The 13,115-nt window shown below is 45.7% G+C and carries 16 protein-coding genes; all 16 read right to left on the bottom strand.

Annotation, left to right across the window (positions count from 1 at the left end; translation table 11 throughout):
• Positions 1 to 393: 393 nt before the first annotated feature.
• The 16 genes from Q8L79_RS12575 to Q8L79_RS12500 all read right to left on the bottom strand — a co-directional run bounded on the left by Q8L79_RS12575 (position 394) and on the right by Q8L79_RS12500 (position 13,114).
• The gene (locus Q8L79_RS12575; protein WP_305271774.1) at positions 394 to 1,167 is read right to left on the bottom strand and encodes a TatD family hydrolase; all 774 of its coding nucleotides are present in this window, start codon (positions 1,165 to 1,167) and stop codon (positions 394 to 396) included.
• Between the two features lie 98 nt (positions 1,168 to 1,265).
• Positions 1,266 to 1,616: a PilZ domain-containing protein gene (locus Q8L79_RS12570; RefSeq protein WP_027150466.1), complete on the bottom strand. Its 351-nt coding sequence runs from the start codon at positions 1,614 to 1,616 to the stop codon at positions 1,266 to 1,268.
• A 2-nt stretch (positions 1,617 to 1,618) separates the two neighbouring features.
• On the bottom strand, positions 1,619 to 2,641 hold the full coding sequence (locus tag Q8L79_RS12565) for a DNA polymerase III subunit delta' (protein ID WP_305271770.1): 1,023 nt from the start codon (positions 2,639 to 2,641) through the stop codon (positions 1,619 to 1,621).
• The gene (tmk, locus tag Q8L79_RS12560; RefSeq protein WP_305271768.1) at positions 2,638 to 3,309 is read right to left on the bottom strand and encodes a dTMP kinase; all 672 of its coding nucleotides are present in this window, start codon (positions 3,307 to 3,309) and stop codon (positions 2,638 to 2,640) included. The genes Q8L79_RS12565 and tmk overlap by 4 nt, the downstream gene beginning before the upstream one ends.
• The gene (gene mltG / locus Q8L79_RS12555) at positions 3,306 to 4,304 is read right to left on the bottom strand and encodes an endolytic transglycosylase MltG (protein ID WP_305271766.1); all 999 of its coding nucleotides are present in this window, start codon (positions 4,302 to 4,304) and stop codon (positions 3,306 to 3,308) included. Before mltG ends, tmk begins: the two co-directional genes overlap by 4 nt.
• A complete protein-coding gene (gene pabC, locus Q8L79_RS12550; RefSeq protein ID WP_305271764.1) occupies positions 4,301 to 5,209 on the bottom strand; it encodes an aminodeoxychorismate lyase in 909 nt (302 codons plus the stop codon). The genes mltG and pabC overlap by 4 nt, the downstream gene beginning before the upstream one ends.
• Before the next feature lie 41 nt (positions 5,210 to 5,250).
• The gene (gene fabF / locus Q8L79_RS12545; protein WP_305271763.1) at positions 5,251 to 6,495 is read right to left on the bottom strand and encodes a beta-ketoacyl-ACP synthase II; all 1,245 of its coding nucleotides are present in this window, start codon (positions 6,493 to 6,495) and stop codon (positions 5,251 to 5,253) included.
• 237 nt (positions 6,496 to 6,732) lie between these two features.
• Positions 6,733 to 6,963 (bottom strand): acyl carrier protein, encoded by a 231-nt coding sequence (gene acpP, locus Q8L79_RS12540; protein ID WP_006890004.1) that lies wholly within the window; start codon positions 6,961 to 6,963, stop codon positions 6,733 to 6,735.
• Positions 6,964 to 7,150: 187 nt separating this feature from the next.
• The gene (gene fabG, locus Q8L79_RS12535; RefSeq protein WP_305271756.1) at positions 7,151 to 7,879 is read right to left on the bottom strand and encodes a 3-oxoacyl-ACP reductase FabG; all 729 of its coding nucleotides are present in this window, start codon (positions 7,877 to 7,879) and stop codon (positions 7,151 to 7,153) included.
• On the bottom strand, positions 7,872 to 8,822 hold the full coding sequence (gene fabD / locus Q8L79_RS12530) for an ACP S-malonyltransferase (protein WP_305271754.1): 951 nt from the start codon (positions 8,820 to 8,822) through the stop codon (positions 7,872 to 7,874). The genes fabG and fabD overlap by 8 nt, the downstream gene beginning before the upstream one ends.
• 12 nt (positions 8,823 to 8,834) lie before the next feature.
• Positions 8,835 to 9,803, bottom strand: coding sequence for a beta-ketoacyl-ACP synthase III (locus Q8L79_RS12525; protein ID WP_305271753.1), 969 nt, complete (start codon positions 9,801 to 9,803; stop codon positions 8,835 to 8,837).
• On the bottom strand, positions 9,800 to 10,828 hold the full coding sequence (plsX, locus tag Q8L79_RS12520) for a phosphate acyltransferase PlsX (RefSeq protein ID WP_305271751.1): 1,029 nt from the start codon (positions 10,826 to 10,828) through the stop codon (positions 9,800 to 9,802). Before plsX ends, Q8L79_RS12525 begins: the two co-directional genes overlap by 4 nt.
• 96 nt (positions 10,829 to 10,924) lie before the next feature.
• The gene (rpmF, locus tag Q8L79_RS12515) at positions 10,925 to 11,107 is read right to left on the bottom strand and encodes a 50S ribosomal protein L32 (RefSeq protein WP_006889999.1); all 183 of its coding nucleotides are present in this window, start codon (positions 11,105 to 11,107) and stop codon (positions 10,925 to 10,927) included.
• Entirely contained in the window at positions 11,107 to 11,634 is a 528-nt protein-coding gene (locus tag Q8L79_RS12510; protein ID WP_305271748.1) for a DUF177 domain-containing protein, read from the bottom strand. The genes rpmF and Q8L79_RS12510 overlap by 1 nt, the downstream gene beginning before the upstream one ends.
• Positions 11,635 to 11,774: 140 nt before the next feature.
• Complete coding sequence (locus Q8L79_RS12505; RefSeq protein WP_305271745.1) at positions 11,775 to 12,275, bottom strand: TPM domain-containing protein; 501 nt, start codon at positions 12,273 to 12,275, stop codon at positions 11,775 to 11,777.
• Positions 12,269 to 13,114: a YgcG family protein gene (locus Q8L79_RS12500; protein WP_305271743.1), complete on the bottom strand. Its 846-nt coding sequence runs from the start codon at positions 13,112 to 13,114 to the stop codon at positions 12,269 to 12,271. Before Q8L79_RS12500 ends, Q8L79_RS12505 begins: the two co-directional genes overlap by 7 nt.
• Position 13,115 lies beyond the last annotated feature (1 nt).

The following is a 13,115-nucleotide window of genomic DNA, read 5'->3' as shown; positions in this document are numbered from 1 at the left end:
TCTTTTTTAGCTTTCAGCATGCCATGGATGGCGTGTAACAGTTTACGCATTACGGCGCGGCTTGATTCTTCTTCAAACCTTTAATTATATACGCGTAATAGTTGTTAATATGAAGCGCATGGCACACTGCGATTAATGCCCTGCCTGGATTGATACGTGGCTTTTTCATCATGCTTGCGGCGGGATTCAAATTGCCGTGAATCTAAACCCGCACAAGTACCCCGTTACCGCTGAATCAAAATAATAAACACCTGTCGCTTCAATAAAAGCCCTTGATTCACTTTTAGGATAACAATTGAATAACAGCTTTATGACCGGATACGGTATTCTCGAAAATTTTAGCTTTGCTTTGCCTTATATAGCCTCGCCCGCAAAGCGAGCAATGATCTAAAGCTAAGCAATTTTGAATAATCGATAAAAATTTTCAGTCGATGACTCCGCAATTTCATTTATCGTTGTTCCACGCAATTGTGCCAGTTTTTCTGCAACGTAGCGTACGTAGGTTGGATAGTTGGGCCTGCCGCGGAACGGTACGGGGGCCAGATAAGGCGAATCGGTTTCAATAAGAAAACGGTCGGAGGGTACTTTTTTGGCTACTTCCTGGATTTCCTTGGCACTGTTAAAAGTCACTATACCGGAGAAAGAAATATAGAAATTCAAATCCAGGGCTTTTTTGGCGAATTCCCAGTCTTCGGTGAAACAGTGGATAATCCCTCCTACTTCGTCTGCGCTCTCTTCTTCCAATAGACGTAGCGTATCGTGTTTGGCTTCACGAGTATGGATAATCAACGGTTTTTTCAACACTTTTGCGGCGTTAATGTGATTTCTGAAACGTTGGTGTTGCCAGCCTAAATCGCCTTCACTACGAAAATAGTCCAGACCGGTTTCACCTATGCCGATAACTTTGTCTGCTTGACCTAACGCGATGAGCTCTTCAACACTGGGATCTTGACCATCCTGAACATTAGGATGCACACCCACGGTCACGGATATTTGCGGATAAGGGGACACCAAAGCCAGCATTGCCGGATAGGCTTCCAAATCTATCGCGATACATAACAGGTGTTCAATTTGGCTGTTGGACGCTTCGTGCATGAAACAGGCAAAATCATTTTGATAGGGTGCCAGATCGATACGATCCAGATGGCAATGGGAGTCTATTAACATGAAAGTTTTTATAAAAGCAGGCGAAAGGCTAAGGGCTAAAGGCGAAAAAACCTGAGCGTCAACGTTCTGTGCCCTTAGTCTTTCGCCTTTTGTCTTGTTTACATAGTATGCGTAGAGCGATCACCCTCTAAAGCACCGGCCAGATAGTTTTCTATTTTGTTGCGTGACACGCCACCGTCCTGATCGCTAAATTGTACGCCAACGCCACTGGCTCTGTAACCTTCCGAGCCGGGCGGCGTTATCCAGATTATTTTTCCGGCTATCGGTAAGCGTTCGGTTTCGTCCATTAAATTGAGCAGCATAAAGACTTCCTGCCCCATTTCATATTCCCGATTGGTGGGAATAAACAGTCCGCCGTTGGTGACAAAAGGCATGTAGGCTGCGTACAAAGCGTTTTTATCTTTAATTGAAAGGGACAATATGCCTTGTCCGGGCCCTGCATCTGCCATGGTCATTTACTCCGGTTTAGTTCGTGCCATTGTATTAAAATTTCTTCAAACAATAACTGCTTGTTGATCTGGGTATCCAGTCGTTGGCGGCCTGCCAATAATAAATCGTATAACTTATAAAGTCCTTTTAATTCTAGTCGTTGGGACAGTTCTTGCAACGGCTCACTTAAGTCCGGATTATACAAATTTTCGGCATTGGTATGATAAAAACACTTAATCAAGTCGATAATCCAGGACGTAATCCATAATATTAACGGCGATGCGGGTAGTTTGTGCCAGTCTTCGGCAATAATGACCGGAGATTTAAGCTGTTTTGCTATTGCCATCCAGGCATTGAAACATTCATTACGTAACGTTAATGTCTCATCATTGGCATAATCCAGTGCCAGTAAAGGCGCGCCTTGGGCTAAAGCTAAACTACCAGGCAGAGTCATATTCGGATTGGTGTCACCTTGCAATGTTTTCTCCAGAAATATCTTCTCCAGCCACGCAAGGGTAGCTCCCGTATCCGGCGTCGTTATCGCCAGCTTCTGGCAACGGCTGATAATAGTCGCGGGCAATTTGGTGGGTTTTTCGGTAATTAAGATGATCACGGTGCGCTCGGTCGGCTCTTCAAGGCATTTTAAGAATGCATTCGCCGCCGCATTGTTCATCTTGTCGGCCGGATTAATGACAACAACGCGATAAGTATCAAACTGCGGCTTTAAAGTTAACCGGGTAATCAGGCTGCGTGTCTGTCCGATAGTAATGCCTTTGCCAGGTTCCTCGGGCTGTACATGAATAAAGTCGGGATGAGTTTCGGCATTAACCAATAAACAACTGCTGCAAACACCGCAAGCCATACCATTGGCTTGCGGTGTTGCGCAAAGCAGGGCAACGGCAAACTGATTGGCTAGCTGACGTTTTCCCAGTCCCTTATTGCCGGTAATGAGTAATGCTTGGGGAATGCGTTCCTGCGCAATATAACTGCATAAATGCTCCCACTGATGCTGTTGCCAGGGTAATAACCGGTTAGGAACAGTCATTTCATGATGCCATGCTTGGAAGACGTAGGGCAGTTCAGGGTGCACAAACCGAGTAAAACACGAATGACATCGGTAATGGCTCTTTGCACGTCGACTAACGGTTGGTTGGCTTTGATCAGCTTGATGCGTTCGGGATATAATTCGGCCTGTAATAAATAAGCCCGCCTGACATTTTCGAAAAAACTGATTTTTTCTAATTCAAAACGATCCAGAGCTCCGCGTTCTCTGACCCGCGCTATGCCTATTTCAATCGGCGCATCCAATAACAGGGTCAAATCAGGTCTCAATGTACCTTGCACCAGATTTTCCAGCCATTTTATGGTACTGATTTTCATGTTTCGGCCGCCGCCCTGGTAGGCATATGTCGCATCGGTAAATCGATCGCAAAGCACCCATTTTCCTTGTGCCAACGCCGGTTCAATAACGTGTTTGATATGCTGGGCTCTTGCCGCAAACATCATCAATAATTCTGCCTGTTCTGAAATGGCCTCGCTTTTGTTGTCCAGCAATAATTGGCGTATTTTTTCGGCAAGCCTGGTGCCGCCGGGTTCGCGCGTGACAACAACAGAAATGTTATGCTGCTCTAAGTAGTCTTTGATAAATACCATATTGGTAGTCTTGCCCACTCCTTCACAACCTTCCAGTGTAATAAACTTACCTCGGATCATTTCTTGTTCCTTTGAAATTGGTCAACGGCTATTATGTGGTCTTTTAAGGTTGCCGAAAATACATGTGTTCCATCACCACGGGCTACAAAATAAAGACTGTCCCCCTTATCAGGATGCAGGACGGCATAAAGTGCATCGCGTCCCGGCATGGCGATCGGCGTTGGCGGCAAGCCGCTAATAACATAAGTATTGTACGGCGTGGCTGTGGTTAAATCTTTAGATTTAATATCCCCCTGATAACTTTCACCCATCCCGTAAATGACGGTAGGATCAGTTTGCAACAACATATTCTGTTCCAGCCTGCGGATAAACACACCGGCTATTAAAGGTCTTTCAGCAGCTGATCCGGTTTCTTTTTCTACAATCGAAGCAAGAATCAGGGCTTCATAAGGTGTTTTAAAAGGCAGGCCTTCCTCTTTATTAAGCCATTCCTGTTGCAATGCCAGCTGCATTTTGTCATAGGCTCTTTTTAATAAAGACACATCGGTTGTATGCTTTTCAAAAAAATAGGTATCGGGAAAAAACAAACCTTCAGGCGACTGCATATCAGACTTGAATTTGGCCATTACACTTCCAAAATCGACACTGTTTAACGTATGCTCAAGATTGGAGTTTTTCTCAATTTCATGCAGCATTTCTTTAAAGCTCCAACCTTCAGGAAAAGTGATAGCGTGCTGCTTGGTTTTTCCCTGCACGAATAAAGCTAATATTTGAGGTGCCGTTAAGCCTGAAGTTAACTCATATTCCCCTGTTTTAAGCTTTTTGAGTGCATTTTCCTGAAAGGCGATGACTTTAAACCAGAAAGGTTTAACAGCCAGTTGTTGGGCTACAAGCTTATCGCTAATGCGGTCAAGCGAGTCGCCTTTTTCAATTTCTATAGTAACAGCTTTATCGACCAGCGCAGGATGATGCAACGCACTCTGATAGTCCATCCACACCCAGCCGCTTGCAAAACTTAGCATCAACAAGGTAAAACCGATGACTTTATTGTTCATTGTTGAGTGCCTCGTCTAAAACGCCTACTGTTGGTGCTCTCGGCAATTGCTCTACCTCCTGCAGCAATGCATTCGTCATTGATAAACCTGTCCAGCTGGATTTTAATATTCTTGGTTATTGGACTAACTGAAAAGTACGTGGTTTCGATTTGTTTGATGGGCCAGATGCCAATAATTGAATTACAGACGAATGCGTCATCAGCCGATAGCAGCTCATCTTTCGTAAATGCATGTTCAATTACCGAAAGGCCATGGTCAGCTGAAATCGTCATTATAATGCCGCGCATAATACCGGCAACGCCTGATTGAGTCAGCACTGACGTATAAAGACTGTTATTTTTAATGTAGAACAAATTAGTCATTGTTCCTTCAATAACATGATCGTTGACATCAAGCATAAGCCCTTCCTGAATGGCCGGGTCATTCCATTCAGCTCTCGCCATTACCTGCTCAAGCCGGTTCAGGTGCTTAATGCCTGCCAAGGCGGGATTCAAACCTAAACGGGTAACGCAAAAACGGGCGACGATGCCCTGCTCCCGGTATATTTCCGGATAGTCAGGATAAGGATGAAGACTTAATACGCGAGTAGGTTGAATGACATCGGGTTGACGATAACCTCGCCCCCCCGAGCCGCGCGTGACTATAACTTTGAGCACCGCTCGAACGGAGTGGGTATCGCTGACCCATCGACGACAAAGCTCTCCAGCTTCAGAGCTTAGTAATTCTGAATCTGGAAAAGGGATATAAAGCCGTTGGCAGCCTGATTTTAGCCGTTGCAAATGACGTTCGAGAAAAACAGCTTGTCCGTCTCTAATTTCAATGGTTTCGAATAATCCATCGCCGTATTGAAAACCGCGATCTGATATTTCGATATGCTCCTTGCTTTCACCATTGATGAGAATCATTTTTTTGATTCACGGTTTTCAGTTTTTTACCTGAAAACTAATTACTCATACCGTTTAAAAACTAACGAGCCATTAGTGCCGCCAAAACCGAATGAATTGGACATGGCTACATCAATCTTCATGTTTCTTGCGATATTCGGCACAAAATCCAGATCACATTCCGGATCTTGGTTTTCCAGATTGATGGTTGGCGGAGCAATTTGATTTTTGATGCTTAATGCGGTCAGCACTGCTTCAATACCGCCCGCAGCACCTAATAAATGACCAATCATAGACTTTGTTGAGCTGACGGCAACTTTATAGGCATGGTCGCCCAATGCGGCTTTCATCGCCTGAGTTTCGCCCACATCGCCGGCCGGTGTTGATGTGCCATGCGCATTGATGTAATCGACAGCATCGGCATTTAATCCGGCATCACGCAGCGCATTTTTCATGCACCGCGCAGCGCCTTCGCCACCGACGGAAGGCGTAGTCATGTGATAAGCGTCACCGCTCATGCCAAAGCCTACCAATTCAGCATAAATTTTTGCGCCGCGCGCTTTGGCATGTTCCAGTTCTTCAAGAACCACAACACCGGCGCCATCGCTTAACACAAAGCCGTCACGGTCCTTATCCCAGGGGCGACTGGCGGCCTGCGGATCATCATTGCGACGGGACAAGGCTTTTGCCGAAGCAAAACCGCCCATTGCTGTCGGTGATGTCGTGCAGCGTTCAGCACCGCCCGCAATCATGACATCGGCATCGCCGTATTTAATTAAACGTGCAGCATCGCCAATGTTATGCGTGCCTGTGGAACAAGCGGTAACAATGGCGTAATTTGGACCTTTTAATCCGTATTTGATTGAAAGGTTGCCTGAAATCATATTAATGATATTGCCGGGAACAAAAAACGGCGAGATACGTCGTGGGCCACTCTTGTCGTAAACGGCATAACATTCTTCAATACCGGTAATACCACCGATACCCGATCCGATAGCAACGCCGATACGTTCGGCATTAGCTTCGGTTACTTCAATACCTGAATCTTCAATCGCCTGACAGCCCGCTGCAATACCGTAATGGATGAAACCATCCATACGTTTGGCATCTTTTTCGGGAATATATTGGCTAATATCAAAATTTCTTATAACGCCGCCAAAGGTGGTGGCAAAAGAAGAAATGTCGAAGGAATCAATTGGGCTTATACCGCTTTTACCATTAATAATACCGTCCCATGTTTCTGAGACCGTGTTAGCTAAAGGCGTGATTGCGCCTAATCCAGTTATTACAACTCGACGTTTGCTCAATGTGATTTACCGTAAGAAAAATAAAGGAGGGATAAAGAGTTGGTTATATAGGCCGAAGTGCATCGTAACATGACATCGAAGCACTAAGTGTGGGTTACGCTACGTTTGGCAATCGCTCCGTGCGTTGCTTTACCTTCTGCATCCATGTAGTCGTCGGCAATTGCTCCTGCATTGCTCTACCTCCTGCGTCCATGCAGTCGTAACCCAACCTATAAGCTCATCAACTAAAGATCAGTTTTAAGCGTTTTTTACTACGTAATCGATAGCTTGCTGAACAGTTGTTATTTTTTCAGCTTCATCGTCTGGAATTTCGCATTCGAATTCTTCTTCAAGAGCCATGACGAGTTCGACTGTATCAAGAGAATCAGCACCAAGATCATCTACGAATGAAGCATCAGTAGCGATATCTTCTTTAACACCCAATTGTTCTGCAACAATCTTTTTTACTCGTTCTTCAATGTTACTCATAATTATTGTCCTCAAACAATGTAAGTTTCCCAGCGTCTAATCTGAGACCTACAATAGTATTGTTATTAGTTTTATTTGAAATCCCGTCTCCGGAAATTCCAGACGGCGGGGGAATTATACTTTATATTGCGCCAATGTCACAATATTAAGGCATGAACATACTGATACGGCCTATAGGCAACACCTCTTACGGCATGAACATGCCACCATTTACATGAATGTTTTCACCAGTGATATAGGCTGCGCCATCAGAAGCCAGAAATGAAACCGTATGCGCTATTTCTTCCGCCTTACCCAAACGAGACAGGGGAATAGACGACAGCAAGGTATTCTTAATATCATCACTCAGTTCCTTGGTCATATCAGTATCGATAAACCCAGGCGACACTGTATTGATGGTGATATTACGCGAACCCACTTCTTTGGCCATAGACTTGGCAAAGCCAACCATTCCGGCTTTTGCTGCGGCGTAATTTGCCTGCCCTGCATTGCCGGTTGAACCTACTACAGATGAAATATTGATAATACGACCTGTTTTGGCTTTCATCATGCCGCGCAGTACTGCTTTGCTCATACGAAAAACCGAAGTCAGGTTGGTATTGATAATATCATCCCACTCCTCGTCTTTCATGCGCATCAACAAATTATCCCGAGTGATACCTGCATTATTGACCAGCACGGTCGGCGCTCCGAACTCGTCATTAACAATTTTCATGACGTCTGCAATAGAATCCGGATTAGCGACATCAAGCTTTAGGCCTTTGCCATGCTCGCCCAGATAGGCTGAAATTGAATCAGCGCCATTCTCTGTGGTGGCGGTACCGATAACAAAAAAACCATCCTGCGCCAATCTTTCTGCGATTGCCCGACCGATGCCACGACTGGCGCCCGTTACTAAAGCTACTTGTTTATCCATTGAGTTGCTCCAATACTTTATTTAATGTTTCCGGATCATAAATAGATAGTTGTTCGGCATCCTTGGCGATGCGTTTGTTCAGCCCGATTAACACCTTGCCCGGACCGCATTCAACAAAACAGGTAACGCCCTGATCATGCATAAACTTGATACTATCGGCCCAACGCACCGGCTTATAGAGTTGTTCTTTTAATGCGTTACGGATGACTTCAGGGGCGCTGTGCGATGCAACATCCACATTATGAATCAACGTCATTTTTGGAGTGTCAATCATAGTATGTTGTAATTGTTCATCCAGCTTTTTGGCCGCTGACTCCATTAATGCGCAATGCGAAGGAACACTAACCGGCAACAATACAGCTCGTTTCGCGCCTATTGCTTTTGCCGCAAGCATTGCTCTTTCAACGGCAGCAACATTACCTGCAATGACTACCTGCCCCGGCGAATTGAAGTTAACTGCCGAAACTATTTCGTCCTCAGCCGCATCGGCGCAAACCTTAACAACCTGATGGTCTTCAAGACCCAAAATTGCCGCCATTGCGCCGACACCGGCAGGCACAGCTTCCTGCATCAGTCGCCCTCTTGCTGCAACCAGCCTTATGCCATCTTCAAACGACATGGCGCCCGAACACACCAAGGCAGTATATTCGCCCAAGCTGTGTCCTGCCATCCATGCGGGACGAACATTACTGTGTTTACACCAGACCTCCCAAACGGCCACACCGGCGGACAGCATTGCAGGTTGTGTATTATGCGTTTGATTAAGCTCGTCTTCCGGACCTTCTGCGACAATAGACCATAAATCTTTGCCCAGCGCATCGGATGCCCTTTCAAAAGTATGTTTAACTTCAGGATAGCTGGCAGCCAAATCAGTCAACATACCGACAGATTGCGAACCCTGACCTGGAAAAACAAAAGCTAAGTTATAAATTTGGTTATTCATTTCCATACGCTTTTAGTATTTAATTAATGCAGAACCCCAAGTGAATCCCGCTCCAAATGCTTCAAGCAAAACGACTTGTCCGCGCTGAATACGACCGTCCCGAATACCTTCATTGAGGGCGAGCAACACGGACGCAGATGAAGTATTACCCTGATTTTCAAGGGTTAAAATAACATGATCCATGGACATTTTTAATTTTTTTGCTGTCGCCGCAATAATCCGCGTATTCGCCTGATGAGGAACCAACCAGTCAACATCGGATTGCTGCATGTTATTTGCAGCCAAGGTTTCATCGACTATGCGGCCCAGCGTGTTGACAGCCACCTTGAACACTTCGTTACCACGCATGTTGATGTAACCGGCTTCATGTTTATTCGCCTCGGTAGCCGCCTGAGGATTCGGGCAATACAGCAGATCTTCATATTCACCGTCAGAATGAATATGCGTCGATAAAATACCGGCCTCATCCGATGCGCTCAGCAATACCGCGCCTGCGCCATCACCGAACAAGATGCAAGTGCCCCGATCAGTCCAGTCAACAACGCGCGAACAGATTTCAGACCCTACAACAAGAACCTTCTTGGCTGCGCCCGATTTTATATATTGATCGGCAATGCTCAACGCAAAAATCGAACCTGAACAGGCGGCCTGCACATCAAAGGCGACGCAGTTTTTAATACCCAAGCGCCGCTGCAATAAACAGCCGGTACTAGGATAAACACGATCAGGCGTCCCGGTCGCAACAACAATCAAATCAATTTCTTCGGGATCACAAGCGGCGGCTTCTATGGCTTGTCTTGCAGCAATTTCAGCCATACTTGAGGCTGTTTCATCAGCTCCCGCAATGCGACGGCTTTTAATGCCGGTACGCTCAAAAATCCAACTATCGGAAGTATCAACAGTTTGTGATATTTGTTCATTGGTACGAACTTCTTCCGGTAAATAACCACCGGTACCGATTACTCTTGAATAACGAGTCATGCATTCTCTCTCAGAGCCAAAGTTTTTTCGACTTGTTCGCTTATTTTTCTAATAACATCTTTCTTGACTTCAATTTCAGCAAGATGAATAGCTGTTTTAAACGCCAGCACATCAGCACCGCCATGGCTTTTAATAACCAGGCCGCGCAACCCTAAAAAACTCGCTCCATTATACAAGCGCGGATCGATGCGTTTTTTAAATGATTTGAGTACCGGATAGACCAGCAACCCCGCCAACTTGGTGACAATGTTTTTGCCAAAAGCCTCTCTCAACGCAGTTCCAATCATTTTTGCTGCACCTTCAATGGATTTGAGCGCGACATTACCAACAAAACCATCGGCAACAATCAAATCAACTGCGATATGACCTGCATTTAAGGAGTCGCCTTCGACATAGCCTATGTAGTTTAACGATGAATTCTCCAGTAACTTTGCGGCCGCCTTAACCTGCTCATTACCTTTCATGTCTTCTTCGCCAATATTTAATAATCCCACCTTGGGGTTATCAATATTTTCTACCGCCTTAACCAACTCGGCGCCCATTACCGCAAATTGAAAAAGGTGCTCCGCAGTGCAATCCACATTGGCCCCCAGATCAAGTGCATGGGTATGTCCGTTAATTGAAGGTAATGTGGAAATAATCGCGGGCCGATCAATACCCGGAATCATTTTTAGTACAAAACGGGCAGTCGCCATTAAGGCTCCGGTATTGCCGGCACTAACACAAGCATCTGCGCGCCCGTCGCGGACCAGGTTGATAGCAACCCGCATTGACGAATCTTTTTTATTTTTTAGCGCTTTGGATGGAGACTCATCCATTTCAACACACTGGGATGCGTGCTGAATACTGAGTCTGTCTTGGTAATCAATTAATGCATGGGCTAACTGCGGATTGAGAACAGCTTCATCGCCCACTAAGATCAGTTTTAAGTCTGGATTGTTTTTTAAACAATCCAATGATGCCGGAATGGTGACTTCAGGACCGTAATCCCCGCCCATTGCATCAATCGAAATTGTTAGGCTCACGCTTACGGATGACTCCTGAGTTATTATAAAAAAGCCGAACCTGACCTGATTTGATCAACTTCGGCATATCATCATGCTGCAAGGTGGAAAGATTTATTAATCTTCGTCGCCGTTGCTTACGATTTGGCGGCCTTTAAAGAAACCATCTGGAGTAACATGGTGACGAATATGAGTTTCACCTGTCATTGGATCTTGAGACAAAGTTCTACCTGTTAACGCATCGTGTGAACGACGTTGACCACGTCTTGAACGCGATACTTTACTTTTTTGTACGGCCATTATAAATCTCCAGTGTTTTTTAATTTGGCTAAGATGGAAAAAGGGTTTTCGGTGGACGACTGCTGTTCATTCAGTAAAAAGTCTACTTTATTATTGCCCGACTTATGGGCGAGACAATTGTGCTGGTGCTTGGGGAATGCAGGCAAAATAAGTAACAATTCGTCTTCAATAATGCTCTTTAAAAGGATTTTTTCTTCATCAACTAACAACGGCTCATAATCCTCGGGCAATCTGTCTGCTTGATCTATTGAAGTAACAATACCTAGCTTGATGGTGTTTTTGACAGGCCATTGCACTCCTTGCAGGCAGTTTTGGCACTTAAGTTCCAGAACCGCTTCTATTTGCCCTTCAACTTTGGCCAATCTTCCTTCCCGACCAAAAAAAAGATCCACAGCTACAGCTCCTGTATCGTTGAACAGCACGTCGGCCAAACGATCCAAGCTACTTACAGGTATTTGCCCCTTTAATTCACCACGCTTATCAGCCAGGTGCAAGGGGTCTATATATTCAGGTAATCGAGCTAACATAACCGCGCAATAGTATATGGAAACAACAAATTCGTCAATCCTAAATGACTATCCTGTATGAGTGGATAGAACTAAAAGCCCTATCTTCAGCCAATAAAAGATAGGCAAGATAATTAATTAAAGAGGCTAAGCTATCAATGCTAAACGATAACAGGCTTATTGGAAAGCTCATTGGGATTATCCGCACCGGGTGGAAAATGAGTAGCCAGCAACATTGTAATACGTTCAATACCTTGCAGCGACCCACGCAGAAAATCACCGCGCAGGAATTCTTGTTGCATATCCTGGGCTATGGCATCCCACTCGACTTGCTCTACGCACTTGGCAATACCCCGGTCTGCGACAATATGGACTTCACGGTCCGCCAGCAACAGATAAATCAAAACGCCGCTGTTTTGTTCAGTATCCCAGACCCGTAAATCTGAAAACACCTCTATCGCACGCTGACGAGCCGATATACCACGCCAAACCTGACTCAATGCAAGTACATTTTCAATGGCAAAACGGAGTTCTCCGCTGTGCTGATGCTCGGAATATTTTACTGCTTTTTCTATATCTCCGAGTACCGCCTTGGGGAACAACACCCGCCATCGCCACGGCAGCATAAAGGCATGCCGAAACCAACGCTTAATATTTACCATGATCCTGACGCCCCTCCTCCGCCAAAGCGGCCACCGCCACCGCCCCATGAACCGCCACCACTACTCCCGCCAAAGCCCCCGCCGCTGGACCAACCGCGTCCACCCGTTGAGCGAACCCCAACGATAAAAAAAACCATTAAGCCGACAAATAACGCTGCCGAAAAAGCTAATCCCAAAACCAGTGCAGCTACCACACCACTACCCAACCCAGCAAGCATGCCTCCCATGACTCGGCCCATCATGGCCGACAGCGCAAAACCTGCGATTAAGCCGCCAATCAAAACAAACATAAAAGATCCCTCACCCAGACTTTCACCTGAATTTTCAGACGGTGCCGGCAAAGCCTCTCCTTCAATCAACATCATTAGCTGCGTAACGCCTGCATCAATCCCGCCCGCGTAGTCGCCTTCCTTAAAATGCGGCGTAATGGTCTCGGCTATCACCCTTTTGGCAACTGCGTCGGGAATAACACCCTCCAGACCGTAGCCAACTTCCAGGCGCAACTTTCGATCATCTTTTGCCACTATTAGAATGACCCCGTCATCGACGCCTTTGCGGCCTATTTGCCATAAATCGGCAACCTCTATGCCAAATTCAGATATATCTTTAGGTTGAGTAGTCGGGACTATTAATACTGCGATCTGACTGCCTTTTTTGGCTTCAAATGCCGCCAACTTATTTTCCAATTTAGTTATCTGTTCGGCACTGAGTGTAGTGGTAAGATCAGTGACTCGACGCGATAGCTCGGGAACACCGACTATCGCCCAAGACACCATACAAAACAACAGCAGGAAAAACCCGAGCCCGTAACGGACGCGGGGAAATATCGCAGACAACATT

The sequence above is a fragment of the Methylobacter sp. genome (assembly GCF_030680395.1).
Taxonomy (GTDB): domain Bacteria; phylum Pseudomonadota; class Gammaproteobacteria; order Methylococcales; family Methylomonadaceae; genus Methylobacter_A.
Note: the sequence above shows the minus strand (reverse complement) of the source record. Positions and strands in the feature narration are given on the sequence as shown.